The organism is Arthrobacter sp. AIWTK1 (assembly GCF_056680535.1).
This window is the reverse complement of record NZ_CM155287.1, coordinates 4,415,978-4,442,520: the sequence shown is the minus strand read 5'-3', so window position 1 is coordinate 4,442,520 and position 26,543 is coordinate 4,415,978. Positions and strand designations below refer to the sequence as shown.

Genomic DNA, 26,543 nt, shown 5'->3' with positions numbered 1-26,543 from the left:
CGTTTACTCGTCTTCAAGTGAACCATTGTTCACCCCGCGCCATCAAGAAATTCGAGGGTGTGAAGCCTCACTTTTAGACCGGCGCCCGAGGCAATGCGTCCGGAACTTAGTGGCGATCGAGACAATTACGTTACGCAAACCTTCCGTAATTCACAGAAGGATAGGCTAGCCTTACTTGGGTTCGCATCATTGACCTAAGGAGTTCCGTGACTTCCCCCCTCTTCTCCGGCCCGGGCGCCGGCCGCAGCATGTTTGCAGGCCCGTCCCGCCGCGTGCTGCTCAAAACCGCCGGCAAGGCAACCGCCGTCCTGGCAGCTGCGGCACTCTCGCTCACTGCCTGCTCCACCGGTCCGGCGGCGTCCGGCACCGGCACTGCAGCGGCCAGCCAGTCCGCCGGCTCGCAGTTCCCCGTCACCATCAAGCACGTCTTCGGCGAGACCACCATTGAGTCCCAGCCCCAGCGGGTTGTCACGGTTTCCTGGGTCAACGACGACGTCGCACTCGCCCTGGGCGTCGTTCCAGTGGGCGTCCCCAAGAACGAATGGGGCGGCAACGACAAGGGCTCCACGCCGTGGAAGGACGCCAAGCTGGAAGAGCTGGGGGCCGGCTTCGGCACCGAGAAGGCGCCGGTCCAGTTCTCCGAGGCGGACGGCATCAACTTCACCGAGATCGCCAAGCTCAACCCGGACGTCATCCTGGGCGCCTACTCCGGACTGACGGAAGAGGACTTTAAGAAGCTCAGCGAGATCGCCCCGGTCGTGGCCCACCCCGAGATCGCCTACGGCACCTCCTGGCAGGATTCCACCACCATCATCGGCAAGGCCCTGGGCAAGGAATCCGAGGCCGCCAAGCTCGTCTCGGACACCGAAGCCACCATTAAGGACAAGGTCGCCAAGTACCCGCAGCTCGCTGACAAGAGCTTTATCTACGGCAACCTGGAGCCCGCCAAGAGCGACGGCGTCAAGGTTTACACCGCGAACGACAACCGCCCGCGCTTCCTCTCGGAGATCGGCATGAAGCTGGCCCCCGTTGTGGAGGAGAACTCGAAGGGCTCGAAGGAGTTCTTCATTCCCTGGTCCGCGGAAAAGGCCAACGAGCTCGAATCGGACATCTTCGTGACCTGGGTTCCGGACTCCGCCACCACCGATTCCATCAAGGCCGACCCCCTGCTGGGCCAGATCCCGGCCATCAAGAACGGCGCGCTGGTTGCCGACTCGGACAACACGCTCACGCTGTCCATCTCGGCGTCGTCGCCCCTGAGCCTGCCGTGGTCGCTGGACACGTTCCTGCCGCAGCTGGCCGGCGCAGCGGACGCAGTGAAGTAGGCAGCTCACCATGACACCCAGTACGACGACGGCGCGTCCGGCCGATGCGTTGAGTTCACCTTCCGGCCGCCGCCGCCCCGCAGGTCGGCAAGCTGCCTGGCTGCTGGCCGCCGTCGTCGTACTTGTCCTTGTTTCTGCAGTGTCGCTTGCCGTCGGCGCCCGCGGGCTTCCCCTCGACACCGTGTGGCAGGCGCTGACCCGGTTCGATCCTGCCGACGGCGACCACGCCGTGGTCCACGCGCGTATTCCCCGCACGGCCCTGGGCCTCCTCGCCGGAGGAGCCCTCGGCCTGGCCGGCGCCGCCATGCAGGGCGTGGCCCGCAACCCGCTGGCCGACCCCGGCATCATGGGGGTCAATGCCGGAGCCGCGCTGGCTGTGGTCACCGGCATCTACGTTTTCGGGATCTCGTCCCTGACCGGCTACATCTGGTTCGCGTTCCTCGGCGCTGCGGCGTCTGCAGCCGTCGTCTATCTGGTCGCCTCGCTGGGCAGGGACGGTGCGACGCCGGTGAAACTCGCCCTCGCGGGCGCTGCCCTGAGCGCCGGGCTGTACTCGGTGATGAACGTCATCCTGGTCTCGAGCCAGGACACCCTGGACCGGTTCCGGTTCTGGCAGGTGGGCGGGATCGCCGGGCGCGACTGGTCCGTGGTGCTGCCCGGCGTACCGTTCCTCCTTCTTGGCGCTGGGATTGTGCTGGCTACCGGCCGGATCCTTAACAGCCTGGCTCTGGGGGACGACATCGCCCGCGGCCTCGGTCAGCGGGTGGGCCTGGTCCGCGGCGTCACCGCCCTGGGCATCGTGCTCCTGTGCGGGTCCGCCACCGCCCTGGCCGGGCCCATCGGCTTTGTGGGACTCGTCATTCCGCACGCCGTACGCTTCCTCACCGGGCCCGACTACCGCTGGATCCTGCCCTTTTCCCTCGTCCTGGCCCCGGTGCTCCTGCTGGCCGCGGACATCCTGGGCCGCGTGGTCCTCCTGCCCGGCGAAGTCCCGGCGGGAATCATGACGGCCCTCGTGGGCGCGCCCGTCTTTGTGTGGCTGGTCCGCCGCGGGAAGGGGGCCGGACTGTGAGCAAGGCAGACCTCGCGCACATTGGGCGTGAACTCGGAGACAACGCACCCGGGGCCGGGCCTGGCGCCGCACCCAAAACCGCGGCTGAAACAGGGCGCCCCGCCGCGCTGAACCGCACCGCCGTGCTGGCGTTCGCCGTCGCAGTCCTCTTCGCGGCCAGCGTGCTGCTGGGCACCTACACCGTGACGATCCCCGACTTTTTCAAAATCCTGCTCGCCCACCTCACCGGCGGCCAGAAAATCCCCGGCGCGAGCTTCATCGTGATGGAAAACAAGCTCCCCCGGGCGGTGATCGGCACCATGATCGGCGCCGCGTTCGGCCTGGCGGGCGCCCTCTTCCAGACCATGCTCCGCAATCCGCTGGCCAGCCCGGACGTCATCGGCATCAGCTACGGGGCCAGCGCCGCCGCCGTCACGGCCATCATTGTTTTCGGCGCGTCCGGCGCCGTGGTTTCCGGCGCTGCCCTCGCCGGTGCGCTGGGTGTGGCCGCGCTCATCTACGCCATTTCCCGCGGCGGCTCACTGGGTTCCGGCGGCGGAAACCGTGGCAACGCCGCAGGCAGCCGGCTGATCCTGGCGGGCGTGGGCATCGCCGCCGCGCTCCACGCCGTGGTCAGCTTCCTCATGACGCGGGCGGACATCCGCACCGCCGCCGACGCCCTGGTGTGGCTTAACGGCTCCCTCAATTCCGCCAGCTGGGACCGCGCCGGAGTCCTTGCCCTTGCGCTGCATGTCCTCATCCCGGCCGCAGCCGCACTCTCCGGCCCCTTGCGCATCCTCGAACTCGGCGACGACGCCGCTGCCGGGCTCGGAATCAGGGTCGGCTTCACGCGGCTGGCTGTAGTGGTGGTCGCCGTGGCACTCGCGGCAGTGGCGACGGCGGCAGCCGGCCCGGTGGCGTTCGTCGCCTTCCTGGCCGGTCCCATCGCCCGCCGCTTCACCGCAAAAGCCAGCCTCCCGGCGTCGGCCTTCGTCGGGGCACTGATCGTACTGGCGGCGGACTACTTCGCCGCGAACATCGCGCCCCTGCTGCTGGACGGAACCGTCCTTCCGGTCGGCGTGGTCACCGGCGCGCTGGGCGCCCCGTTCCTGCTGTGGCTGCTGGTCACTTCCAACCGAAAGGATGCCTGAGATGGCTGTTCTGCGCGCGACGGACCTCACCCTGAAATATGCCCAGCGCACTGTGGTTGACGGGCTGTACGCGGATATCCCGGAGGGCAAGGTGACCATGATCGTGGGCGCCAACGCCTGCGGCAAGTCCACCCTGCTCCGCGGACTGTCCCGGCTGCTGAAGCCCGCGGCCGGCATCGTGACGCTGGACGGCAAGGACATCCACACCCGCTCCGCCCGCGATGTGGCCCGCACCCTGGGTCTCCTGCCCCAGCACCCCACCGCACCGGACGGCATCACGGTCCGCGACCTGGTGGGACGCGGGCGGTACCCGCACCAGGGCTTCTTCCGCAGCTGGTCAACAGGCGACTTGTCGCACCATGATCGCGCGGTGCAGCGCGCGCTCGACGCCACCGAAACGCTGGACCTCGCCGGGCGCAACGTGGACGAACTGTCCGGCGGCCAGCGCCAGCGCGTCTGGATCGCGATGGCACTGGCCCAGGAGACCGAGGTGCTGCTCCTTGACGAACCCACCACCTACCTGGACCTGGCCCACCAGGTCGAAGTGCTGGACCTGATCACGGACCTGAACCGCAAGCGCGGCACCACCGTGGCCATCGTCCTGCATGACCTGAACCTCGCGGCGCGGTACGCGGACCACGTGATTGCCATGAAGGATGGCCGGATCGTGGCGGAGGGCGCCTCCACCGACGTGGTGACCGAAGACCTGGTCCGGGACGTCTTCGGCCTGGACTCCCGGGTGCTTCGCGACCCCGTGTCCGGCACACCGCTGATCATTCCGCTCGGCCGGCACCACACCACTGCAACTGAACTGGAGTTCGTTTCATGAAAACCCGCGGGATTGCCACCACCGAACCCATGACCCTCGCATTCGACGTGACCGTCACCGCCGTGCAGGAACTCAGCCCCAACTTCCGCCGCATCACCTTCGGCGGGTACTCGCTGCGTGACTTCGGCGTCCACGGCGGAACCCTGGACCTTCGGGTGAAGCTGATGATCCCGTCCCTTGCCGAGGACGGCACCCGGCTGCCGCTGCCCGTGTTCCGGATGGAGCAGACCGGCTGGTACCGGGAATGGCTGGCGATGGATCCGGCCACCCGTGGCTCCATGCGCACCTACACCGTCCGGCAGGAACGGCTCGACGCCGTCTACCCCGAGATCGACGTGGACTTCGTGATGCACTTCGACTCCAACGGCCACGGCGGGCCGGCCGCACACTGGGCCCTGAACGCCAAACCCGGGGACGCGCTCACCCTCATCGGCCCCAACAACCGCGCAGCGCACTGCGTCACGGCCGAAACCTACTCCGGCATCGAATGGCGTCCCGGACTGGCCCAGCGCGTGCTGCTTGCCGGCGATGAAACCGCTGTTCCCGCCATCAGCGCCATCCTGGAAAGCCTCCCGGCCTACATGAGCGGGCACGCCTTCCTCGAGGTCCCCGAAGCCGGCGACTTCCAGGACCTGACATCGGACGCCGACGTCGAAATCACCTGGCTGGCGCGTGGCGCCTCAATCGGGCGATCACGCCCGCACGGTGAACTCCTGCAGCAAGCCGTCCGGGCCGCCGTTCCCGAACCGGGCTGGGTGGGCATCAAAGCCGCCTCCGGCGGGGCCGGTCCGGAACCGGAGGACGTGGACGTGGACCAGGAGATCCTCTGGGAGACGCCCGCGCGGATGGAAACCTCGGCCATCGCGGCCGCGAAGAACCCCGGAATGCCCGCCGGCGCCATGCCGTTCTACGCGTGGATTGCCGGCGAAGCGGGGGTCATCAAGGAGATGCGGCGCTACCTGGTGCGCGACGTCGGGATCGACCGCAAACAGGTGGCCTTCATGGGCTACTGGCGCCAGGGGAAAGCGGAGCTGTAAGGGGCCTCGACTTTAGCGCCGGAGGACAGACCCTCTCTCACTTTTCGCTGCTGTTTTCCGATCCCTCTCGCGGATCCTGCCGCCTAATCGCAAACGCTCTCACCTCCCGTCGTCGGCCGTTAACCCGGCCGTTTCTTTGTCTGGATAGGGTGCCGGGATGGGTTCATTTCCTTTGCTTCCGGACCGGGACGGGCGACGGCGGTTTGTTGCCTTGGGGGATTCGTTCACCGAGGGCGTGGGGGACCGGAGCAAGCGGCTACCCAACGGGGTCCGCGGCTGGGCGGACCGGGTGGCTGAGAAGCTGGCGAAGGCCGAACCGGGGTGGGAGTACGCAAACCTGGCCATCCGCAGCAAGAGGCTTCGCCACATCATCGACGAACAGCTGGAAACGGCGCTCGCGATGGAGCCGACGCTGGTCACCCTGTATGCCGGCGGCAACGACATCCTCGACTTCGGCACCGACGTGGATGCGCTCATGGCCGAGTACGAGGCGCTCGTGGCCCGGCTTGCCGCCACGGGTGCCACGGTGGTGCTGTTCACCGGATTCGACGTCAAGGTCTCCGCAGTCCTGGAGCCCTTGAAGAAACGCAACACCGCCTACAACCGCCGGGTCCGCGAAATCGCAGCCAAATACAACGCGGTCCTGGTGGATTACTGGTGCTTCGAAGCGTTCCATGACCGGCGGATGTGGGATTCGGACCGGTTACACATGTCCAAGGCCGGCCACAAATACCTCGCCGCCCAGGTACTGGACCATTTGGGCGTTCCGCACAAGATCAACCCGCTGGAGTGGGAGCCGCCGGACAAATTGAGCCTGCGCGAGTGGGAACAGCGGCAGCGGCGCTGGGTGCACGACTGGGTGTTGCCGCTCTTTGGCCGCAAGCTGCGCGGCGTCACCCTGGGGGACCGGCTCAGCCCGCGCTGGCCGGAACCGGTGAGGGTCCCGCGGAAGGGCGGACTCAAAAAACTCCTCAAGACGGCGCCGGACGGGCCGCCCCGGGAGAACTAGCTGTCCAGCAGGTTTTCGTAACCGGGGGCCACCCTGCCGGCATGGAATTCCTCGACGTCGAACTCCGCCACCCCGTTGGTGTAAAAGGGGTCCCTGACCAGCGCCGCGTCCAGGCTGGCCCGGTCCGCATTGGACAGCAGCAGCGCGCCGGTGCGGGGGATCTTCCGGCCGGCCACAATGAAAATGCCTTGGTCGAACGCGTCCTGCAGCCAGTCAACGTGTGCTTTGAGATGGAAATCGACGATCTCTTCGGGAACCTTGTAGGTCAGGGAGACAACGTACATGCGGTCAGCCTACCGGTTCCTGCTACGGAAGCAGCTTGAGTGCGCTATTCCAGTTGTAGTCAGGGTGGGCGTCACCCGCCTGCAGCCCAATGACCAGTAGCTGGAAGGCCTCCAGTTCCCGCGCCCGGCGCAGCGGCCCCACGTCGATGGCGCGCAGGCCGGAATCATTGATGAAGCCGGCGACGGCGGCTTTGGCGTCGGCGGAATCCCCGGCCAGCAGGACATCGAGGGTCTGCCCGCCCACCTCTCCGTCCGCCAGCGTGGAGGCAAACACCGTGTTGAAGCCCTTGACCACGTTGGCGCCCGGAACCAGCGCCTGAATCTCCTCGGCTGCGGAGCTCCCGGCGGGCACAGTGAGGGAATCGAGGGTTTCGTTGTTGACGGGGTTGGAGACGTCCACGATCGTCTTGCCGTTGAGTGCCTCGCCGTACCGGGCGGCGATTTCCTTGGACACCTCAAAATGGGTGGCAAGGACAACGATGTTTCCCTCAATTTCCTGTCCGGTTGTCCCGGGGGTCGCGTTTGTTTCGGCAGCCAGCGCGGAAGCAGCCACGGCGTCCCGGCTGAGGATCTGGATGCTCCGTCCGGCACTGGCGGCGCGGGCAGCAATTCCCGCAGCCATGTTGCCGGTGCCGATGATCGTGATGTCAGTCATGGCGCTCCTTTGACCGGGACAGTTGATCAGGACAGCCGGGGCTTGAACTGTCAATCATTTTTTCTCCTAGGATGTATCCATGACCGAACCGCGCTGGCTCAACACCGATGAACGCCGTGCATGGCTTGCCCAGCTGAGCATCAACACCTTGCTGCCCGCGGCGCTGGACACGAAGCTGCACGCGGCGGGCAAGCTTTCGCTCTTCGACTACAACGTACTCGCCATGCTCTCCGAAGCGGAAGGCCGTTTCCTCCCCATGAGCGAACTCGCCGCCCGGACCAGTGCCTCGCTGTCGCGTTTGTCGCATGTGGTCACCAAGCTGCAGAAGAGGGGGTGGGTGGAACGCCGTCCGCATCCGCGCGACGCGCGCGTGACCACCGCCCACCTGACGGATGCCGGCATGGCCACCATTGTGGAGTTGGCGCCGGGCCACGTGGAAGCGGTCCGGACGCTGTTCCTTGATGCCCTGTCCGAGCGCGACGTCGCTGACCTGGCCCGCATTGGCGAGAAGATCGTGGGCCGCCTGGACGCCGATCACTGGATCCTGCGCGAGTCCTGACCAGCGAGTCCCGGCCAGCGACGCGCAGGGGTGCGCCACGCCCGTAGTGTTGGCTCCATGGAATCGCCCATCCAGAGCTACCTGCGCCAGATCCACGCCGAGATCGCCCTGCTGAAGGACGGCAAGCCGTACAGCACCATTCCGGCCATGGCCAACGTGGACCCGGACAGCTTCGGCATTGTGCTGGCCACAGTGGACGGCCAGGTCTATGAGGTGGGGGACTCACGCGCGGAATTCACCATCCAGTCCATCTCGAAGCCGTTCACCTACGGGCTTGCCCTGGAGGATCTCGGCAGCGAGGCCGTGGATGCCAAGGTGGATGTTGAACCCTCCGGCGACTCCTTCAACGAAATTTCGCTGGCCGAGGGGACGGGCCGCCCGGCGAACGCCATGATTAACGCGGGTGCACTCACCGCTACGTCGCTGATCAGGGGGTCCGGCGGCCAGTCGAGGTTCAAACGGATCCTCAGCACGTACTCGGCATTCGCCGGCCGTCAGCTTTCGGTCAACGAAAAGGTCTACGAATCCGAGCTGAAGCACGGCCACCGCAACACGGCGCTGGCCCACCTGCTCCGGTCCTTCGACATCATCGAGGATGATCCCACGCCTGTCCTGGAGGACTATTTCCGGCAGTGCTCGGTCATGGTGAACAGCTTCGACCTCGCCATCATGGCTGCCACGCTCGCGAACGGCGGAAAGAATCCGCTCACCCGCCGGCAGGTACTGGACATCGGCCCGGTGGAGCGGGTGTTGTCGGTGATGATGACGTCCGGCATGTACGACGATGCCGGCGCCTGGATCAGCAGCGTGGGCATGCCCGGAAAAAGCGGTGTTGCCGGCGGGATTATCGCCGTCCTGCCCGGCCAGGTGGGGCTGGCGGTCTACTCGCCGCCGCTCGATGAACACGGCAGCAGCGTGCGGGGTTTGGCCACGGCCCAGAGGCTCTCACGGGACATGGAGTTGCATTTCGTCCGGGCTGCGCGCACCGGGCGTTCGGCCATACTTGCCGCGTACGACGTCACCGAAACGCCCTCGGGCATCCGGCGCAACGCCGAAGCGGCGGACATCCTCCGCGCCCACGGGCACCGTGCGCGCGTGATCGAACTCAACGGTGACCTCCTCTTCGCCGGGACCGAATCCATGGTGCGCGAGCTCAGCAGCCTGGACGACGACGTCGAGCTGGTGGTCCTGGACTTGCGCCGGACCGACCAGGTCAGCGAGGTCGCCTTGCGCCTGCTGGAAAAGTCCCGGGAGGGGCTGTCCCACGCAGGCCGCGAGCTGGTGCTGATTGAGGCGGACGGCGCGGTGGCGGAGTCCCTTGGCGAACGGGATGGGGCGGTACCGTCGTTTTCGACCCGGAGTGCCGCCGTCGAATTCTGTGAAAACCGGCTGCTGGCCAAGTACGGGGACCGGCTGCTGCTCCGGGACCACGTTCCGGTCACGGACTCGCCTGCGCTGGCGCCCCTCGAGGAGATGGACGCGCTGGCCCTGCAGGGCCTCATGACAGCGAAGAAGTTCGACGACGGCGACGTCATCCGCCGCATCGGGCTGCGGTTCGGCGGGGTCTACTTCATTACCTCCGGCAAGGTCAGCAGTACGTCGGCCGGGCCCGGCCCGGACCGGGTCAAGCTCAACACCCTCAGCGCCGGCATGACCTTCGGCGAACTGGCGCTGGGCAGCGGCAACCGGCAGGAAACGACGGTCAGGGCGGACGGCCCCGTGGAGGTGATGGTGCTCAGCGACGAGGCGATCTCCGACCTGGAGTCCACCGATCCGAGGCTTGCCATCGCCCTGTGGAAAGCCCTGACCCGGGATGCTTACACGCGGGTGGAACAGTACCTGCGCGAATCGGCCGTCCGGATCCGCGAGTAGCCGCCGCTTTGTTGCTCGCGGCAACGGGTGGCAGACTGTCGCTATGGACTTTGCCGCCCGCTATGTTGCCTTGGGAGATTCGTTCACGGAAGGCGTCGGCGACGACGATCCGGCACGCCCGAACGGCGTGCGGGGCTGGGCGGACCGGGTGGCTGAGCAGCTCTGCGCAGCGGACCCGTCCTTTGGGTACGCGAATCTCGCCATCCGGGGCCGGAAGCTCCGGCAGATCATGGCAGAGCAGGTGGACGCCGCCGTCGAACTTAAGCCCACGCTGGTGACCATCTACGCGGGGGCCAACGATATCCTCCGCCCCAAGATCGATATCGACGACCTTTTGGCAGAGTACGACGCCGGCATCCGCAAGCTGAATGCCACCGGCGCCACCGTGGTGATGTTTACGGGCTTCGACGCCCGCGGTTCCAAGGTTTTCGGCACGATGCGCGGCCGCACCGCCATTTACAACGAGCTGGTGCGCGGCATTGCGGGCGACCACGGCGCCCTGCTGGTGGATTACTGGCGTTTCAGCGAGTACTACGACTGGGGCATGTGGGCCAAGGACCGGATGCACATGTCCTCCGCCGGGCACGCGAACATGGCCAAGAGGGTGCTGACTGTCCTCGAACACGATCACTCCATTGATGTACCGCCCATGACGCCTGTGCCTGAGCTGAGCAGGGCTGACGCCATCAGGGCAAACGCGCGCTGGGTGCGGGAGTTCGCGGGACCCTGGGTGGTCCGCCGGGTCACGGGGAAGTCCTCGGGCGACGGCCTCCAGCCCCGGTACAGCCAGCTCACCCGGCTCTGACCCGCCGCACGCCGGCACTGTGAGCAATGCCGACGTCGGAAGTCACCGCCGGAAGCCCGGCGTCGCGAGCAGTTCGCCGCCGGCGCGCACGGCCAGTACCTCTATATCCCACCCGTCGGTGGCGCGGTCGAGCATCGGCAGCCCGCCGGCTACGATCGCCGTCGCCAGCACGTCAGCCGTCACGATGTCCGCCGCCGCAACGGAAACCTGGCGGAAGACCGGAGCAGCCGATCCGGGACGGGCGCCGCTGCCTGCGCCGGCGGCCCAGATGTGGTCTCCCCGTTCCGCGGACCCGGACGTTGCCAGGGCCAGTTTCGCGCCGGAACGGCCGCCCAGCGGGTAGCCGGCAATCAAGGTTCGGCGGTCCTCCGGATCAACGATCCCGGCCCGCCACGGCTCGCGTCCCGCGGATTCCGGGCTTCCCGGCACGGGTGATCCGCTGACCAGCACGTCGCCGCCGGCGTTCAGGCACCAGTCGCGAAGGCCCAGCGCCAGCAAGGACGTACCCGCCTCCTGGATCGCATACCCCTTGACGATCCCGGACAGGTCAAGGACGCCGTCGGGCCGCTCAGGGGTGAAAGCCCCCTCGGTCAGCAGCCGCCAGCCGACGGCGTCGGCATACAGGCGGCGCATGTCCTCGGACGCCTCCGGGAGCGCGATTTCGGCGCGTGCCAGCCGGCTGGCTTCCGAGTCGGGCCGGTAGAGGCTGAACGTTTCGTCGAGCCCCGCGAAGAGCTGTTCGACGACGGCGGTTGCCGCTGCCAGCTTGTCTGCCCCTAATGCTGCGGGCAGGGTCAGGCTCACCACCGTACCCATACAGCTGAAGGTCCTGGCCCGCAGGGCTGGCGGCGCCGGCGGATAGTCAGAGGTTCGCTGCATCGATGGCCGCCTGGAGGGAGCTCAGGTAGGCGTCGCTGGTTATGGTGGCGCCTCCGATGGTCTGGACGTCGGCTGACTGTGCAGCGAGGACTTCGGCTTTAAGGAGGGGCGCCGCCCGGTTGCTGATCATGATGGACTTGCGGTCGTCGTCTGTCAGGTGAAGTGCCGTGACGTCGGTGATGGAACCGGCATTGACCGTGATCTGGACCTGGACGGCACCGAAGCGGGTCTGCACCACGCTGCCGGCGTAGGTTCCGCCGGCCTTGGCAGCGGCACCGGTTGTGGGTTCCGCGGCCGCGCCCGAATCTGTCGCGGCGGTGCCTGAGGTGGAGCCCGTGCCCGAGGTGCCTGAGCTTGAACCGGTGGAACCTGAGCTGGAACCGGTGGAACCGGTGGTTCCTGCCGACGTGCTGGCCGCGGCGCCCCGTGTGTCTTCCACGTGGATGCCCGATTGCCACCCCGCAAGAAGGATGCCCGCGGAGGCAAGTGTTGCTGATATTGCTGAGCGTATTCTCACCAGTCGAACCTTTCGTAGTGGAGTTGGTCTTCTTTGACGCCCGCGGCGCGGGCATCGGCAAGGACATTCCGTGCCCACGCCGCCGGTCCGCAGACATAGACATCCGCGGTTGCGACGTCGGGGGCATAGTCCGCCAGCCGGTAGCCGGCTTCAGTGGCGCTGTTCGGGAGCCAGCTGCCCGGGTGCCGGCCCGAGCGGCCACCTGTCAGGTGGAATACGGTCGCCCCCCGGTTTCCGGCAAGTTCCAGGATTTCGTCGCCTAGGTAGAGTTCCTGCTCACTGCGGCCCCTGAGGATGACGGTCGCCTGCCCTGGAGCGAAGGGCGTCGATTCAAGGAGGGCCCGGAGAGGCGTGATGCCGATCCCGGCACCGATCATCACCACCTTGTCCCGGCTCCGGGCGGCGGTGCTGAAGATTCCGTAGGGTCCCTCCACCGCCACCTTGGTCCCCGGTTTCACTGCGGCAAGCTGCGCCGAACCCCGCCCAAGGTTTCGGACCGTGATCCGCAGCAGGCCGCGTCCTGACGCATCGAACTGCAGCGGCTCGGCGGAGAGGCTGAACGGGTGGGGGTGCCACCACAGGCCCGGAGCCAGGAACCGCCAGATGAAGAACCTGCCTCCGGTTCCGGCCAGCTCGTTCAGGTGCAGACCATGCATCTCGATGCTGACCACGCCGGGTGCCACCTGCACCACCCGGCTTACCGTGAGCTGATGCCGGAACGTGGCAACGACGGGTTCCAGGACGCGGTAATGAAGGAGTGCGGCGCCCGTGGCGATGCACACGGCCAGCCAGTACCAGCGCTGCCAGGTACCTTCGGCGAACAGCCCGCCCACACTGAACTGGTGGGGGATTGAGGTAGCGACGGCGGCATAGGTCAGCAGGTGCACCGCGTACCAGAACTCGTAGGGAAAGCGCCTGCGGACGGCAGCAAGGGAGGTGACCACGACGGCGATGAACAGCGCCATGGAAATATAGGCCAGCCACATATCCGGGACCATCACCCAGAGGGAAACTGCTTCACTGACGGGATCCAGCCCCTCGGCCATTCCGTAGCCGATGGCGATCAGGATTCCATGCGCCAGCAGGAGGTAGAGCGACGGTTTGCCGAGCTTCCGGTGGAATTCCAGGGCACGGTCGTGCCCGACGGTCTGATCGATGAGTGGAATCCGTGCCGCCAGCAGCAACATCAGGAGGACCAGGTCCATGCCGGCGAGTCCGGCCACAATACCCAACGCGGTGAAGGCTCCGGCGGGTGTAGAGAATCCGGTAGCACCGCCGTCGGCCAGCCATAACGCCACTGCGGCGGCAACGGAGGCCCAGGCTGACGTTGTCAGCAGGTCGGCGCGGAAAAGGCGCCGGCGGTGCTGGGCCGTAAAAGTGCCCGGCCCCTTGCGGGTGCCCCGGGAACTGGCGGGCATGGCCGGCAGGAGTTGTGTGTTCATGCTTCAAGATTGCAGCCGAATCCTTTCATTCTGCTGTGAAAAGTCTTCGGCGCCGATGTGACTTGGGAACGGTGGGCGTGCCGGGCTTATGCACCCCCGAGCGGCAACGACGGCTACCCGATTGGCCTTTAATTAGTCAAGCTCGTAGACTTGGTAGGCGCTAGGTGGCGCGGAGCGTGTGCAATTGCTCCGGTTGGCGGGATCTGTCCTCAACATCGACAGTCCTCAAGGCCGGTAGTTAGGGGCTCAAGTTGCGTGCACTCCTGTATTCGCCCAGCATCCCGGTACTTCGCAGTGGATTCCTCTGCCCGGTACTCGTGGCCAATCATGTTCGCCCGTAGTGCGGAAAACAGCCGGCTTTCGCCGACTGTCCACGCCTGCGGACTGCCGAATGTGTGAAAGCTGGATGCGGACGCCGCCTGTCGCACGGGACGCGGAACGCTGCGGACCGTTTCATTTATTTCACGAGGAGAGTCGTCATGGCAGCACACTGCCAGGTGACCGGAGCCGAGCCGGGCTTTGGACACAGCATTTCGCACTCGCACCGCCGCAACAAGCGCCGGTTCGACCCGAACATCCAGAAGAAGCGCTATTGGGTTCCGTCCCTGCGCCGTAATGTCACCCTGCAGGTCTCTGCACGTGGCATCAAGACCATCGACGTGCGTGGCATCGACGTTGTCGTAGCCGCCATCCTGGCACGAGGAGTGAAGCTCTAGTGGCTAAGGACAAGGACGTACGTCCGATCATCAAGCTCAAGTCGACCGCTGGCACGGGTTACACCTACGTCACGCGCAAGAACCGTCGTAACGACCCGGACCGCATGGTTCTGAAGAAGTACGACCCCCGCATCCGTAAGCACGTCGAATTCCGAGAGGAGCGCTAAGCACTATGGCTAAGAAGTCAATGATCGCTAAGAACGAACAGCGTAAAGTCATCGTCGAGCGCTATGCTGCAAAGCGCCTCGAACTGAAGAAGGCCCTGGTTGACCCCAACTCAACCGACGAAGCACGCGAAGCTGCACGCCTCGGCCTGCAGAAGCTGCCCCGCAACGCCTCCCCGGTACGTCTGCGTAACCGCGACATCATCGATGGCCGTCCCCGCGGTACCTTCCAGAAGTTCGGTATCTCCCGTGTTCGCTTCCGCGACATGGCTCACCGCGGTGAGCTTCCGGGCATCACCAAGTCTTCCTGGTAATTCAGTACAGCTGTTAGCTCAGAGCTGCTGATTCCAGTGGTCTAAGAAGGGCCGGCAACCTCACGGTTGCCGGCCCTTCTTGCGTTAAACCGTTCGGGTTCCGGTCGGGCTTGCCCGACCAGTCGGCTGCGGTGATGCAGCACACAGAATCCGCGCACGACGCCAATGCCCCGGAAAGTGCCGGCAGTGCCCGTTTTGGCCCGGATTGGCGGGAGTTAGACCTCCAAGCGGGGAGGGTTTGCGGTGAGGGCAAAGTAGGTGTATCGTTTTCTAAGTCGCCGAGAGGGGGCCGGCGAGAAGCTGGTTACCGAAGGCGGCCAAAACCCCTTCTAAACAGCCTGAAAAACGGTTCGCAACTTGGCGTGCTGTGTGAAGGCGGGGATGGTCTCGATGACCGGCAGATCACGGAAACGCTGATTTGCTTTGAGTCTTGAGTTCAGGTAAGTTTGGGAAGTTGCTCCGGAGCGATCCACGGCTGTGAAGTTGTGGTGGTGCCGGGTGTGTCTGTTGTTTGAGAACTCAATAGTGTGCCAAGTTTGTTGATACCAATTTATTTTATGGATTGGTTGAATGTGCTGGATTGTCCACCCCGTGGATGGTCTGGTGTTTTTGGCTGGTTTCAAATTTTGTGCAGCCTGGTTCCGCGTTTTCCCGTGGTGCCTGGTTGTGTCTGTTTTTGTTTTACTTCAACGGAGAGTTTGATCCTGGCTCAGGATGAACGCTGGCGGCGTGCTTAACACATGCAAGTCGAACGATGATCCCAGCTTGCTGGGGGATTAGTGGCGAACGGGTGAGTAACACGTGAGTAACCTGCCCTTAACTCTGGGATAAGCCTGGGAAACTGGGTCTAATACCGGATATGACTCCTCATCGCATGGTGGGGGGTGGAAAGCTTTTTGTGGTTTTGGATGGACTCGCGGCCTATCAGCTTGTTGGTGAGGTAATGGCTCACCAAGGCGACGACGGGTAGCCGGCCTGAGAGGGTGACCGGCCACACTGGGACTGAGACACGGCCCAGACTCCTACGGGAGGCAGCAGTGGGGAATATTGCACAATGGGCGGAAGCCTGATGCAGCGACGCCGCGTGAGGGATGACGGCCTTCGGGTTGTAAACCTCTTTCAGTAGGGAAGAAGCGAAAGTGACGGTACCTGCAGAAGAAGCGCCGGCTAACTACGTGCCAGCAGCCGCGGTAATACGTAGGGCGCAAGCGTTATCCGGAATTATTGGGCGTAAAGAGCTCGTAGGCGGTTTGTCGCGTCTGCCGTGAAAGTCCGGGGCTCAACTCCGGATCTGCGGTGGGTACGGGCAGACTAGAGTGATGTAGGGGAGACTGGAATTCCTGGTGTAGCGGTGAAATGCGCAGATATCAGGAGGAACACCGATGGCGAAGGCAGGTCTCTGGGCATTAACTGACGCTGAGGAGCGAAAGCATGGGGAGCGAACAGGATTAGATACCCTGGTAGTCCATGCCGTAAACGTTGGGCACTAGGTGTGGGGGACATTCCACGTTTTCCGCGCCGTAGCTAACGCATTAAGTGCCCCGCCTGGGGAGTACGGCCGCAAGGCTAAAACTCAAAGGAATTGACGGGGGCCCGCACAAGCGGCGGAGCATGCGGATTAATTCGATGCAACGCGAAGAACCTTACCAAGGCTTGACATGGGCCGGACCGGGCTGGAAACAGTCCTTCCCCTTTGGGGCCGGTTCACAGGTGGTGCATGGTTGTCGTCAGCTCGTGTCGTGAGATGTTGGGTTAAGTCCCGCAACGAGCGCAACCCTCGTTCCATGTTGCCAGCGCGTAATGGCGGGGACTCATGGGAGACTGCCGGGGTCAACTCGGAGGAAGGTGGGGACGACGTCAAATCATCATGCCCCTTATGTCTTGGGCTTCACGCATGCTACAATGGCCGGTACAAAGGGTTGCGATACTGTGAGGTGGAGCTAATCCCAAAAAGCCGGTCTCAGTTCGGATTGGGGTCTGCAACTCGACCCCATGAAGTCGGAGTCGCTAGTAATCGCAGATCAGCAACGCTGCGGTGAATACGTTCCCGGGCCTTGTACACACCGCCCGTCAAGTCACGAAAGTTGGTAACACCCGAAGCCGGTGGCCTAACCCCTTGTGGGAGGGAGCTGTCGAAGGTGGGACTGGCGATTGGGACTAAGTCGTAACAAGGTAGCCGTACCGGAAGGTGCGGCTGGATCACCTCCTTTCTAAGGAGCACCTACAATCACCCTGCCTCATGTATGTGAGTGTTCGGGGGTTGTCAGGAGTACGCCCGTTGCGCAGACGCTAGTTCTGCGGCGGGTGCTCACGGGTGGAATATCAACGAATAGCGGCCGCATGGTTTTGTCCTTGCCCAGTACGGATGTGCTGCTCTCTTGTGGAGCAGGGTGTCCTGGAACGGCGGGGGCGGAGTTGGTGCGGTTTAGTGTTTGGCACACTGTTGGGTCCTGAGGCAACAGGACCATGATCTCCCTTTGCGGGGTTGATCCTGGTACTTGTTTGTTTCTGGTTTCCCGGCTGCAGCGAGCATGCACTGTTTGGGTGTGTGGGGTGTGTGGTACGGGGTTGTTGTTTGAGAACTACATAGTGGACGCGAGCATCTTTTATAAGAAGCAATTTCCAAGAATATGAACCTGGATCTGGCTGCGCGTGATGATGATTCCTTGTCTTTCGGGGCGGGGGGTGGTTGTTGGGTGTGGTTGGTTTCTGTGGTTCTCTCGAAAATTTCTGATTGATCTTTTGTGGTCAAGTTTTTAAGAGCACACGGTGGATGCCTTGGCATTAGGAGCCGAAGAAGGACGTAGGAATCTGCGATAAGCCTGGGGGAGTCGATAACCGGACTGTGATCCCAGGGTGTCCGAATGGGGAAACCCCGCCAGGGACGCGAGTTACCTGGTGACCCGCATCTGAACACATAGGGTGCGTGGAGGGAACGCGGGGAAGTGAAACATCTCAGTACCCGCAGGAAGAGAAAACAATAGTGATTCCGTTAGTAGTGGCGAGCGAACGCGGATCAGGCTAAACCGTTCCATGTGTGATAGCCGGCGGGCGTTGCATGGTCGGGGTTGTGGGACTTTCCGTTCTGTCTCTGCCGGGACAGTGGGGTGTGATGTGCAGGCATAGGTGAACGGTCTTGAAAGGCCGGCCAGAGAGGGTGTGAGCCCCGTAACCGTAATGTTGTGTACCGCCTGGAGAGTATCCCAAGTAGCACGGGGCCCGAGAAATCCCGTGCGAATCTGTCAGGACCACCTGATAAGCCTAAATACTCCCTAATGACCGATAGCGGACCAGTACCGTGAGGGAAAGGTGAAAAGTACCCCGGGAGGGGAGTGAAACAGTACCTGAAACCGTGTGCTTACAATCCGTCGGAGCCAGTCTGATTCTGGTGACGGCGTGCCTTTTGAAGAATGAGCCTGCGAGTTAGTGTTACGTCGCGAGGTTAACCCGTGTGGGGCAGCCGTAGCGAAAGCGAGTCTGAATAGGGCGTTGCAGTGGCGTGATCTAGACCCGAAGCGAAGTGATCTACCCATGGCCAGGTTGAAGCGACGGTAAGACGTCGTGGAGGACCGAACCCACTTCAGTTGAAAATGGAGGGGATGAGCTGTGGGTAGGGGTGAAAGGCCAATCAAACTTCGTGATAGCTGGTTCTCCCCGAAATGCATTTAGGTGCAGCGTTGCGTGTTTCTTACCGGAGGTAGAGCTACTGGATGGCTAATGGGCCCTACAAGGTTACTGACGTCAGCCAAACTCCGAATGCCGGTAAGTGAGAGCGCAGCAGTGAGACTGTGGGGGATAAGCTTCATAGTCGAGAGGGAAACAGCCCAGACCACCAACTAAGGCCCCTAAGCGTGTGCTAAGTGGGAAAGGATGTGGAGTTGCGAAGACAACCAGGAGGTTGGCTTAGAAGCAGCCATCCTTAAAAGAGTGCGTAATAGCTCACTGGTCAAGTGATTCCGCGCCGACAATGTAGCGGGGCTCAAGTACACCGCCGAAGTTGTGGCATTCACATTTTATCCAAGCCTTTGTGGTTCAGGAGTGTGGATGGGTAGGGGAGCGTCGTGTGGGCAGTGAAGTCGCGGTGTAAACCAGCGGTGGAGCCTACACGAGTGAGAATGCAGGCATGAGTAGCGAAAGACGGGTGAGAAACCCGTCCGCCGAATGATCAAGGGTTCCAGGGTCAAGCTAATCTGCCCTGGGTAAGTCGGGACCTAAGGCGAGGCCGACAGGCGTAGTCGATGGACAACGGGTTGATATTCCCGTACCGGCGAAAAACCGCCCATGCTGAACAGGGGATACTAACCGCCCGAGACCTGACCAATCACCCTTGTGGTGTGCGGTTTTTGGTGGAGCGCGGGACCTGATCCTGGGAGGTAAGCGTATTAACAGGTGTGACGCAGGAAGGTAGCCGAGCCGGGCGATGGTTGTCCCGGTCCAAGGATGTAGGGCGAACGGTAGGCAAATCCGCCGTTCATGATGCCTGAGACCTGACGGGACCCCCGTAGGGGGGGATTCGGTGATCCTATGCTGCCTAGAAAAGCATCGACGCGAGGTTTTAGCCGCCCGTACCCCAAACCGACACAGGTGATCAGGTAGAGAATACTAAGGCGATCGAGAGAATTATGGTTAAGGAACTCGGCAAAATGCCCCCGTAACTTCGGGAGAAGGGGGGCCCCAACCTTGATGGACACATGCTGTCCGGAGGGGATCGGGGCCGCAGAGACCAGGGGGAAGCGACTGTTTACTAAAAACACAGGTCCGTGCGAAGTCGCAAGACGATGTATACGGACTGACTCCTGCCCGGTGCTGGAAGGTTAAGAGGACCGGTTAGCCGCAAGGCGAAGCTGAGAATTTAAGCCCCAGTAAACGGCGGTGGTAACTATAACCATCCTAAGGTAGCGAAATTCCTTGTCGGGTAAGTTCCGACCTGCACGAATGGAGTAACGACTTCCCCGCTGTCTCAACCATAAACTCGGCGAAATTGCAGTACGAGTAAAGATGCTCGTTACGCGCAGCAGGACGGAAAGACCCCGAGACCTTTACTATAGTTTGGTATTGGTGTTCGGAGTGGCTTGTGTAGGATAGGTGGGAGACGTTGAAGCCCGGACGCCAGTTCGGGTGGAGTCATCGTTGAAATACCACTCTGGTCACTTTGGACATCTAACTTCGGCCCGTAATCCGGGTCAGGGACAGTGCCTGATGGGTAGTTTAACTGGGGCGGTTGCCTCCTAAAAAGTAACGGAGGCGCCCAAAGGTTCCCTCAGCCTGGTTGGCAATCAGGTGTCGAGTGTAAGTGCACAAGGGAGCTTGACTGTGAGAGAGACATCTCGAGCAGGGACGAAAGTCGGGACTAGTGATCCGGCGGTACATTGTGGAATGGCCGTCGCTCAACGGATAAAAGGTACCTCGGGGATAACAGGCTGATCTTGCCCAAGAGTCCATATCGACGGCATGGTTTGGCACCTCGATGTCGGCTCGTCGCATCCTGGGGCTGGAGTAGGTCCCAAGGGTTGGGCTGTTCGCCCATTAAAGCGGTACGCGAGCTGGGTTTAGAACGTCGTGAGACAGTTCGGTCCCTATCCGCTGCGCGCGCAGGAAATTTGAGAAGGGCTGTCCTTAGTACGAGAGGACCGGGACGGACGAACCTCTGGTGTGTCAGTTGTACTGCCAAGTGCACCGCTGATTAGCTACGTTCGGATGGGATAACCGCTGAAAGCATCTAAGCGGGAAGCTCGCTTCGAGATGAGATTTCCATACACCTTGTGTGTGAGAGGCCCCCAGCCAGACCACTGGGTTGATAGGCCGGATGTGGAAGCGAGGACTAACGACTCGTGAAGCTGACCGGTACTAATAGGCCGATAACTTACACCACACACCACCCCTGCAAACCCGTTCAAAAGGGGTTTGCACCCAGGGGCGGTAAAAAGATAACAAGACTGCTTGCGTCCACTATGTGGTTCCCAACCAACAAACCCGTTGCTTGAGAACCAAAAAACTACATAACAAAACCACAACTGCCCTACCAGGCAGAGCATGTTGTAACCACAAAATTTCCCGACCCGCCAGGGTTGTGGAGCAAGGGTTACGGCGGTCATAGCGTGGGGGAAACGCCCGGTCCCATTCCGAACCCGGAAGCTAAGACCCACAGCGCCGATGGTACTGCACCCGGGAGGGTGTGGGAGAGTAGGTCACCGCCGGAACACCATTCAGGTCGAGAGCCCCAACCACACGGTTGGGGCTCTCCCACTTTAACCACACACCACACCAGCACCCTCTTAAGGCCCCCTTCCCGGGCAACCCTCTCTCACTACCGTTCCCCTTCCCGGGTGACGCTCTCTCACCCCCGCGGCCCCGGCCCGGGGCACCCGGGCCGGCCGCCGCCGTCGAACCCCCGCCACAACCGAGAGAGCGTCCCGGAAAAACCGGCAATAACCGAGAGAGCGTCCCAAGGGGGAGTGCGCAAGCCGAGGGCGGGCTCCCCGGCCCCTGCCGTTGGTCTCCTTCCTCCTCCGACGCAACCACCCACCACCAGACGCTCTCTCACTAGTTGCAGCCTTTTGGGCAACGCTCTCTCACTGCCGCCCCTAGACTTACACTTCATGAGCCACACACCGCCCGGATATCCGGCCAAGCCGGCCACAATCCTTGATGTGGCCGCGGCGGCCGGGGTTTCGCGCCAAACTGTCACCCGGGCAATGAATGGCATGCCGGGGATCAAGGAATCCACCCGCCAGCGCGTGCGAGAGTTGGCGCAGGAGCTCGGTTACACACCCAGTCGTTTCGCCAAAGGGCTCGTCCAGGGAGCAAAGACGTCTGTGGGCCTGGCAATCCCGGATCTCACTAACCCGTATTTCCCGGCGTTTGCCTCAAGCGTCGTGGAACTCGCCACGCTCCGAGGTTGGCACGTGGTGGTGGACGACTACGGTCATGGCGGCCGCAGCGGCTTGGACGCCGTTGAGCATTTGGCTCCCCAAGTGGATGCTGTCATTGGTTACCTCGGGGGTTACGCCAAGCAGGCGCAGGCCGTCCTGGGCCGCCGTCCGCTAATCATCCTCGATGAAGCTGAGGTCGGTGCGGCCGGCAGCATTAACTTTGACTACCAGCACGCTGCGATGCTGGCTGTGGATCACCTGCTGGAAACGAAACAGCGGCACATCGCCTATCTGGAGGCCGGGTCAGCCTCTGAAAACGGCGGACGGGCCCCGCGCACCGTCCGCGGGAAGGCCGTCGCTGGACGGCTGAACGAGCGTGGGACGTCGTGGTCCCTCGTGGTTGCGGAAGAGACGGCAGAGGCGGCCAAGGAAGCAGCAGCGGCATTTCTTCGGGACCATCCGGAGACGGACGGGATCCTTGCCTTCAACGACCTGATGGCCGCCGGCGTCCTGAAGGCACTCTTCGCTGCGGGGCGCAGGGTGCCGGAGGACTGTGCCGTCATCGGCATGGACGGTATCCCGCTCGGCGAGCTCTTGAGTCCCGAGCTCAGCACCATGGCACTGGACCTGCGCGAGGTCGGAAGGGCCGCCGTCGAACTTCTTGACGGTTTGCTCTCGGGAGCCGTCAGCCCGGGTTCGTCCTCGTCGCGCCTTACCCTGAAGCATCGGCTGGTCCTCCGGGAAACAGCCTGACGCCGCACTGCTCCGGTTAGCAGGGCGATGAAGACTGCCATTATGAGTCGAAGTGCCCTTCTGGCTGTGTACCGCAGACGTCAAGCTGGTGACGGGGCTACTGTGCAGCTGCCCGGGCTGCCGGGCCTGCCGCGCGAGCCGCCTGCCGGCGGCTCGAGACCAAGTCTGGGACAGGAGCAGGGATGGGACGGCTGGACGGCAAAGTAGGCCTCATCAGTGGCGGATCGCGCGGGATTGGAGCCGCGATAGCGCGGCGGATGCTTGAAGAGGGCGCAAAGGTGGTCGTCGGCGATGTTCTGGACCAGGAAGGGACCGACCTGGCCGCGGAGCTGGGCGACAATGCGCGTTTCGTCCACCTCGACGTGACGAGCCCAACGGACTGGCGGCAGGCTGTACATGCCGCCGTCACCGAATTCGGCAGCCTTAGCGTGCTGGTCAACAACGCCGGCATCGTGAATTTTGGCCGGATTGATGAGTGCGCCGATGAAGAATGGTCCAGGATCATCGACGTCAACCTGACCGGCGTCTTCAACGGCATCAAGGCCGCGGCGCCGTCCCTGGCGTCGAACGGACGCGCCTCGATCATCAATATCTCCTCAATTGCCGGTGTCCGCGGATACGAAAGCCTGGCCGGTTATACAGCGTCGAAGTGGGGCGTCCGCGGGCTGACAAAGAGTGCGGCCCTCGACCTGGGAGGGTCCGGAACCCGCGTCAATTCAGTCCACCCGGGCGTCATTGAGACGCCCATGACAGCTGGCATGACGTTCGACACCGGCCACGTGCCATTACACCGGATCGGTCAACCGCGCGAAGTGGCCGATCTGGTGGTGTACCTGGCGTCTGACGAGTCCTCTTTCATTACGGGCTCGGAGTTCGTGATCGACGGCGGTGAAACCGCCGGGACCGTGGCGCCAGAGCCTACCGGGGGCTCGCCGGTCTGACAGCAAATTAGCCTGGTTCAAGTGCTTACTCACTCTTTCCAAGCGCGCTGCATTCGCGTACGCTCGATGGAACGTGAACGTTCACGAAGTCATTCCGCCGCAGTCGTGCACGCGCACGCGCACGCTCACCGGAACCGCCCCCAAACCCGAGGACCATCATGCCCGTCGAGCCGACCACCGCCAGCCCCACCTTCGCAGCAGGCAGCGGTCCGGGCCCCGGTTTTGAGGCCGGCCCCGAGGCCGGGACCGAGGCCGCGGACGGCCGGACGGCGCACGCCCCCGAGCGTCCCCTCGACATCGCCGCCGAGCAGGTCGCGGAGTTAGCTTCCGTGGCTCCCCCGCAGGGCACGATGCCGGCACGGTCCTACCTTGAGAGCGATGCGCCGCGCTTGTCGCTCAACGGCGTGTGGAAGTTCAGGCTTCACGCGGGCATCCGGCAGGCGCCCCAGGACGGCTGGCAGTCGGGTGGTGACCGTCCGGACTTTGGCGACCTCCCGGTACCGTCCAGCTGGCCCATGCACGGCCACGGCACACCCTGGTACACCAATGTCCAGTACCCCTTTGCTGTGGAACCGCCGCATGTTCCGGACGCCAATCCCGTCGGCGACCTCTTCGTCGAGTTCGAGGCGGGGCCGGAGTACTTCCCGGCAGCGCTGATCCGCTTCGACGGCATTGAGTCTGCGGGAACCGTGTGGCTGAACGGCACCTTGCTGGGTACGACGCGCGGCAGCCGGCTCGCCCACGAATTCGATGCCACGGGGGTCCTTGTGCCCGGCCGGAACGTGCTTGCGGTCCAGGTGGCGCAATTCTCGGCAGCCAGCTACGTGGAGGACCAGGACATGTGGTGGCTGCCCGGCATCTTCCGGGACGTGACGCTGCAGGCTCGCCCGTCGGTGGGACTCGACGACGTCTTCGTCCACGCCGACTATGACCACCGCAGCGGCGAAGGCATCCTCCGTGTAGAGGCGAGCCGGGAAGGGCAGCAGGCTGCCGCCGTCGTGCGCGTTCCGGAACTGGGGCTGGAACTGCCCGCCGGGGTGGAGCATCGGCTCCCGGGCGTCGATCCGTGGTCGGCAGAATTGCCGCGGCTGTACGACGCCACAGTCAGTACGGCCGGCGAGACAGTCTCGGTGCAGCTCGGTTTCCGCACCATCAGCATCGAGGATGCACAGTTCAAGGTGAACGGCCGGCGGATCCTGCTCCGCGGCGTCAACCGCCACGAACACCATCCCAAGCTGGGCCGCGTGGTGCCGAGGGAGGTCATGGAGAGCGAGCTGCGGCTGATGAAGCAGCACAACATCAATGCCATCCGGACCTCGCACTACCCGCCGCACCCTGAGCTCCTGGCGCTGGCGGACCAGCTTGGCTTCTATGTCGTCCTGGAATGCGACCTTGAGACGCACGGCTTCGAACAAGGCGGCTGGAAGCAGAATCCCAGCGCGGATCCGCAGTGGCAGGCGGCCCTCGTGGACCGGATGTCACGGACTGTGGAGCGCGACAAAAATCACGCGTCGGTGGTCATGTGGTCCCTGGGCAACGAGGCGGGCACGGGCGAAAACCTGGCGGCAATGTCCCGCTGGACCAAACTCCGAGACCCCTCCAGGCCTATCCATTACGAGGGCGACTGCAGCTCGGCCTACGTGGACGTGTACTCCCGGATGTACGCAAGCCAGGCGGAAACGGAGCTGATCGGCCAGGGCGTGGAGCCTCCGCTCGATGATGTGGACCTTGACGCCCGGCGGCGTGCCATGCCGTTCGTCCTGTGCGAGTACGTCCACGCCATGGGCAACGGCCCGGGCGGCATGTCCGAATACCAGGAGCTTTTTCACCGCCACCCGCGGCTGATGGGCGGATTTGTGTGGGAGTGGCTGGAGCACGGAATTACCCGAACAGGCCCTGACGGGCAGGAATATTTCGTCTATGGCGGCGACTTCGGCGAGGACGTCCACGACGGCAACTTCGTCACTGACGGACTGGTGGACGCCAACCGTGTGCCGCGCCCGGGACTCCTCGATTTCAAGAAGGTCATCGAACCACTGACCGTTGAGGTGGCGGCGGACTGGTCAGGGTTCACGCTCACCAACCGCTTCGACTTCGCTGACACGTCGGGGCTGGAGTTCCGGTACACGGTGGAGGCCGACGGCGAAACGGTCGACGGCGGTCTGGTTGACGTTGCGCCCGTGGCGCCGCAGGAATCCGCCGCTGTGCGGCTGCCGGCAGGACTGCTGGAACGCACGGGGCAGACGCCGGCGGTGCTGACTGTTTCGGCAGTCCTCACGGAAGATACCGCCTGGGCCGACGCGGGCCACGAGGTCGCATGGGGCCAGGAATCTGCCAATCTGCCCTTGGCCCCGACGGCGGTTGGTGCCCTGGCGCCGGAGGTTGGTGGCTCGCAGCGCGCCGCCGGCGCCGGTGTGGAGGTGGAGGGTGATCTTCTTCGCCTGGGGCCGGCTGTATTCGACCGGGCGACGGGTCAGCCTGTCCGGTTGGGCGACGCTGCCGTCGAGGGTCTCCGGCTCCTGCTGTGGCGTGCACCCACGGACAACGACCTGGGAGCTGAATGGGGCAGCCCGGATCCCCGTCCCGTAGCCACACAGTGGATGGACGCCGGGCTCAACCGCATGCATGCGAGGCTTGTCGGCATTTCCTCCCGGCCCGCGGAAGGCGGCGAGGAGGAGCTTGTGGTGCGCACACGGGTTGCTGCCGCCGGTAAGCAGTTCGGTGTACTCGCCGAATACGTCTGGACCAGTGACGGCGACACCGTCAGCCTGGAAACGACGGTCAAGCCGGTCGGCTCGTGGGTCAACGCCGGCTGGCCAGTGCCGTGGGCGCGCATAGGCGTGGAAATCGTGATGGGCTCGGCCACCAAGTCCGTGGAGTGGTTCGGCCAAGGGCCGCACCATAGCTACCCGGATACGGGACAGGGCACGAAGCTTGGCTGGTACGGCCTGCCGTTGAAGGACATGGACGTTGAGTACGTCCGGCCTCAGGAATCGGGCGCACGTTCCGGCGTGTACTCGGCAGCGTTGGAGCTCGACGCCGGCCGGCTCACCATCGATGGCGAGCCTTTTGCCCTTACCGTGCGCCCCTACAGCCTGGCGGTACTGGATGCCGCGACCCATCGGCCCGACCTTGTTCCGGACGGCCGCAGCTACGTGTACCTCGATCACGCAGTGCACGGAGTCGGAACTGCGGCCTGCGGTCCGGGAGTGCTGGAAGGCTACCGGCTGGCGCCGCGTGAGGCCGAATTCTCGTTCGTCTTCGCTGTGACTCAGTCCACATAGAGCCTTATCGCACCGCGGAGCGTCCCTAAGCGGCGGATCACGCCGGAAAACCCCGCCGTTGCGGGGGTTTTTCGGTGTGTTCTG

20 protein-coding genes and 3 rRNA genes are annotated in these 26,543 nt (G+C 63.8%); 18 read left to right on the top strand and 5 right to left on the bottom strand.

Annotation, left to right across the window (positions count from 1 at the left end):
- Nucleotides 1–206: 206 nt before the first annotated feature.
- The 6 genes from AC1MDG_RS20350 (at nucleotide 207) to AC1MDG_RS20325 (ending at nucleotide 6,402) form a co-directional block, all read left to right on the top strand.
- Entirely contained in the window at nucleotides 207–1,325 is a 1,119-nt protein-coding gene (locus tag AC1MDG_RS20350) for an iron-siderophore ABC transporter substrate-binding protein (protein WP_479806434.1), read from the top strand.
- A 10-nt stretch (nucleotides 1,326–1,335) separates the two neighbouring features.
- Entirely contained in the window at nucleotides 1,336–2,397 is a 1,062-nt protein-coding gene (locus AC1MDG_RS20345) for a FecCD family ABC transporter permease (protein WP_479806432.1), read from the top strand.
- The gene (locus tag AC1MDG_RS20340; RefSeq protein WP_479806430.1) at nucleotides 2,394–3,527 is read left to right on the top strand and encodes a FecCD family ABC transporter permease; all 1,134 of its coding nucleotides are present in this window, start codon (nucleotides 2,394–2,396) and stop codon (nucleotides 3,525–3,527) included. Before AC1MDG_RS20345 ends, AC1MDG_RS20340 begins: the two co-directional genes overlap by 4 nt.
- Before the next feature lies 1 nt (nucleotide 3,528).
- Nucleotides 3,529–4,356 carry an ABC transporter ATP-binding protein gene (locus AC1MDG_RS20335; RefSeq protein WP_479806428.1) on the top strand — a complete coding sequence of 276 codons (828 nt, stop codon included), beginning with the start codon at nucleotides 3,529–3,531 and terminating at the stop codon, nucleotides 4,354–4,356.
- Entirely contained in the window at nucleotides 4,353–5,393 is a 1,041-nt protein-coding gene (locus AC1MDG_RS20330; RefSeq protein ID WP_479806426.1) for a siderophore-interacting protein, read from the top strand. Before AC1MDG_RS20335 ends, AC1MDG_RS20330 begins: the two co-directional genes overlap by 4 nt.
- Before the next feature lie 157 nt (nucleotides 5,394–5,550).
- Nucleotides 5,551–6,402, top strand: a complete 852-nt coding sequence (locus AC1MDG_RS20325; protein ID WP_479806424.1) for an SGNH/GDSL hydrolase family protein — start codon at nucleotides 5,551–5,553, stop codon at nucleotides 6,400–6,402.
- Here the strand turns inward: AC1MDG_RS20325 and AC1MDG_RS20320 are convergent.
- Nucleotides 6,399–6,686, bottom strand: a complete 288-nt coding sequence (locus AC1MDG_RS20320) for a YciI family protein (RefSeq protein ID WP_043485337.1) — start codon at nucleotides 6,684–6,686, stop codon at nucleotides 6,399–6,401. The genes AC1MDG_RS20325 and AC1MDG_RS20320 overlap by 4 nt on opposite strands.
- A gap of 22 nt (nucleotides 6,687–6,708) precedes the next feature.
- On the bottom strand, nucleotides 6,709–7,341 hold the full coding sequence (locus AC1MDG_RS20315) for an NADPH-dependent F420 reductase (protein WP_043485335.1): 633 nt from the start codon (nucleotides 7,339–7,341) through the stop codon (nucleotides 6,709–6,711).
- 79 nt (nucleotides 7,342–7,420) lie between these two features.
- Here AC1MDG_RS20315 and AC1MDG_RS20310 point away from each other — a divergent pair, with 79 nt between their 5' ends.
- The 3 genes from AC1MDG_RS20310 to AC1MDG_RS20300 are packed head-to-tail and all read left to right on the top strand — an operon-like array spanning nucleotide 7,421 to nucleotide 10,577.
- Nucleotides 7,421–7,900 carry a MarR family winged helix-turn-helix transcriptional regulator gene (locus AC1MDG_RS20310; protein WP_043485332.1) on the top strand — a complete coding sequence of 160 codons (480 nt, stop codon included), beginning with the start codon at nucleotides 7,421–7,423 and terminating at the stop codon, nucleotides 7,898–7,900.
- A 57-nt stretch (nucleotides 7,901–7,957) separates the two neighbouring features.
- Nucleotides 7,958–9,772: a glutaminase A gene (gene glsA / locus AC1MDG_RS20305; RefSeq protein WP_479806421.1), complete on the top strand. Its 1,815-nt coding sequence runs from the start codon at nucleotides 7,958–7,960 to the stop codon at nucleotides 9,770–9,772.
- A 43-nt stretch (nucleotides 9,773–9,815) separates the two neighbouring features.
- The gene (locus AC1MDG_RS20300; protein WP_479806419.1) at nucleotides 9,816–10,577 is read left to right on the top strand and encodes an SGNH/GDSL hydrolase family protein; all 762 of its coding nucleotides are present in this window, start codon (nucleotides 9,816–9,818) and stop codon (nucleotides 10,575–10,577) included.
- A gap of 42 nt (nucleotides 10,578–10,619) precedes the next feature.
- Here the strand turns inward: AC1MDG_RS20300 and AC1MDG_RS20295 are convergent, their stop codons facing one another.
- From AC1MDG_RS20295 to AC1MDG_RS20285, 3 genes are read right to left on the bottom strand one after another with little or no spacing between them, the layout of a single operon-like run.
- On the bottom strand, nucleotides 10,620–11,393 hold the full coding sequence (locus AC1MDG_RS20295; protein ID WP_479809150.1) for an FAD:protein FMN transferase: 774 nt from the start codon (nucleotides 11,391–11,393) through the stop codon (nucleotides 10,620–10,622).
- Between the two features lie 46 nt (nucleotides 11,394–11,439).
- Nucleotides 11,440–11,973, bottom strand: a complete 534-nt coding sequence (locus tag AC1MDG_RS20290) for an FMN-binding protein (protein ID WP_479806417.1) — start codon at nucleotides 11,971–11,973, stop codon at nucleotides 11,440–11,442.
- Nucleotides 11,970–13,415: a ferredoxin reductase family protein gene (locus AC1MDG_RS20285; protein WP_479806415.1), complete on the bottom strand. Its 1,446-nt coding sequence runs from the start codon at nucleotides 13,413–13,415 to the stop codon at nucleotides 11,970–11,972. Before AC1MDG_RS20285 ends, AC1MDG_RS20290 begins: the two co-directional genes overlap by 4 nt.
- Nucleotides 13,416–13,894: 479 nt before the next feature.
- On the opposite strand from AC1MDG_RS20285, the gene rpmB reads away from it, so the two are divergent.
- The 9 genes from rpmB to AC1MDG_RS20240 all read left to right on the top strand — a co-directional run bounded on the left by rpmB (nucleotide 13,895) and on the right by AC1MDG_RS20240 (nucleotide 26,459).
- Nucleotides 13,895–14,131, top strand: a complete 237-nt coding sequence (rpmB, locus tag AC1MDG_RS20280) for a 50S ribosomal protein L28 (protein WP_011693744.1) — start codon at nucleotides 13,895–13,897, stop codon at nucleotides 14,129–14,131.
- Nucleotides 14,131–14,298, top strand: coding sequence for a 50S ribosomal protein L33 (gene rpmG / locus AC1MDG_RS20275; protein ID WP_011693743.1), 168 nt, complete (start codon nucleotides 14,131–14,133; stop codon nucleotides 14,296–14,298). Before rpmB ends, rpmG begins: the two co-directional genes overlap by 1 nt.
- Nucleotides 14,299–14,303: 5 nt before the next feature.
- Nucleotides 14,304–14,609, top strand: a complete 306-nt coding sequence (gene rpsN, locus AC1MDG_RS20270; RefSeq protein ID WP_043485315.1) for a 30S ribosomal protein S14 — start codon at nucleotides 14,304–14,306, stop codon at nucleotides 14,607–14,609.
- A gap of 686 nt (nucleotides 14,610–15,295) precedes the next feature.
- A 16S ribosomal RNA gene (locus tag AC1MDG_RS20265) occupies nucleotides 15,296–16,819 on the top strand.
- Between the two features lie 536 nt (nucleotides 16,820–17,355).
- Nucleotides 17,356–20,481 (top strand): 23S ribosomal RNA (locus AC1MDG_RS20260).
- A gap of 211 nt (nucleotides 20,482–20,692) precedes the next feature.
- Nucleotides 20,693–20,809 (top strand): 5S ribosomal RNA (gene rrf, locus AC1MDG_RS20255).
- Together the 16S, 23S and 5S rRNA genes form the textbook arrangement of a ribosomal RNA operon.
- A 399-nt stretch (nucleotides 20,810–21,208) precedes the next feature.
- Nucleotides 21,209–22,234: a LacI family DNA-binding transcriptional regulator gene (locus AC1MDG_RS20250; RefSeq protein ID WP_479806413.1), complete on the top strand. Its 1,026-nt coding sequence runs from the start codon at nucleotides 21,209–21,211 to the stop codon at nucleotides 22,232–22,234.
- Nucleotides 22,235–22,416: 182 nt separating this feature from the next.
- Nucleotides 22,417–23,175, top strand: coding sequence for a glucose 1-dehydrogenase (locus AC1MDG_RS20245; RefSeq protein ID WP_479806411.1), 759 nt, complete (start codon nucleotides 22,417–22,419; stop codon nucleotides 23,173–23,175).
- Between the two features lie 158 nt (nucleotides 23,176–23,333).
- A complete protein-coding gene (locus tag AC1MDG_RS20240; protein WP_479806409.1) occupies nucleotides 23,334–26,459 on the top strand; it encodes a glycoside hydrolase family 2 TIM barrel-domain containing protein in 3,126 nt (1,041 codons plus the stop codon).
- Nucleotides 26,460–26,543: the final 84 nt, after the last annotated feature.

Bases quoted from the DNA above. Each gene is read 5' to 3' on its own strand.
- AC1MDG_RS20345 (WP_479806432.1), top strand. From the start codon at position 1,336: ATGACACCCAGTACGACGACGGCGCGTCCGGCCGATGCGTTGAGTTCA.
- AC1MDG_RS20335 (WP_479806428.1), top strand. From the start codon at position 3,529: ATGGCTGTTCTGCGCGCGACGGACCTCACCCTGAAATATGCCCAGCGC.
- AC1MDG_RS20330 (WP_479806426.1), top strand. From the start codon at position 4,353: ATGAAAACCCGCGGGATTGCCACCACCGAACCCATGACCCTCGCATTC.
- AC1MDG_RS20325 (WP_479806424.1), top strand. From the start codon at position 5,551: ATGGGTTCATTTCCTTTGCTTCCGGACCGGGACGGGCGACGGCGGTTT.
- AC1MDG_RS20320 (WP_043485337.1), bottom strand. From the start codon at position 6,686: ATGTACGTTGTCTCCCTGACCTACAAGGTTCCCGAAGAGATCGTCGAT.
- AC1MDG_RS20315 (WP_043485335.1), bottom strand. From the start codon at position 7,341: ATGACTGACATCACGATCATCGGCACCGGCAACATGGCTGCGGGAATT.
- AC1MDG_RS20310 (WP_043485332.1), top strand. From the start codon at position 7,421: ATGACCGAACCGCGCTGGCTCAACACCGATGAACGCCGTGCATGGCTT.
- glsA (WP_479806421.1), top strand. From the start codon at position 7,958: ATGGAATCGCCCATCCAGAGCTACCTGCGCCAGATCCACGCCGAGATC.
- AC1MDG_RS20300 (WP_479806419.1), top strand. From the start codon at position 9,816: ATGGACTTTGCCGCCCGCTATGTTGCCTTGGGAGATTCGTTCACGGAA.
- AC1MDG_RS20295 (WP_479809150.1), bottom strand. From the start codon at position 11,393: ATGGGTACGGTGGTGAGCCTGACCCTGCCCGCAGCATTAGGGGCAGAC.
- AC1MDG_RS20285 (WP_479806415.1), bottom strand. From the start codon at position 13,415: ATGAACACACAACTCCTGCCGGCCATGCCCGCCAGTTCCCGGGGCACC.
- rpmB (WP_011693744.1), top strand. From the start codon at position 13,895: ATGGCAGCACACTGCCAGGTGACCGGAGCCGAGCCGGGCTTTGGACAC.
- rpsN (WP_043485315.1), top strand. From the start codon at position 14,304: ATGGCTAAGAAGTCAATGATCGCTAAGAACGAACAGCGTAAAGTCATC.
- AC1MDG_RS20250 (WP_479806413.1), top strand. From the start codon at position 21,209: ATGAGCCACACACCGCCCGGATATCCGGCCAAGCCGGCCACAATCCTT.
- AC1MDG_RS20245 (WP_479806411.1), top strand. From the start codon at position 22,417: ATGGGACGGCTGGACGGCAAAGTAGGCCTCATCAGTGGCGGATCGCGC.
- AC1MDG_RS20240 (WP_479806409.1), top strand. From the start codon at position 23,334: ATGCCCGTCGAGCCGACCACCGCCAGCCCCACCTTCGCAGCAGGCAGC.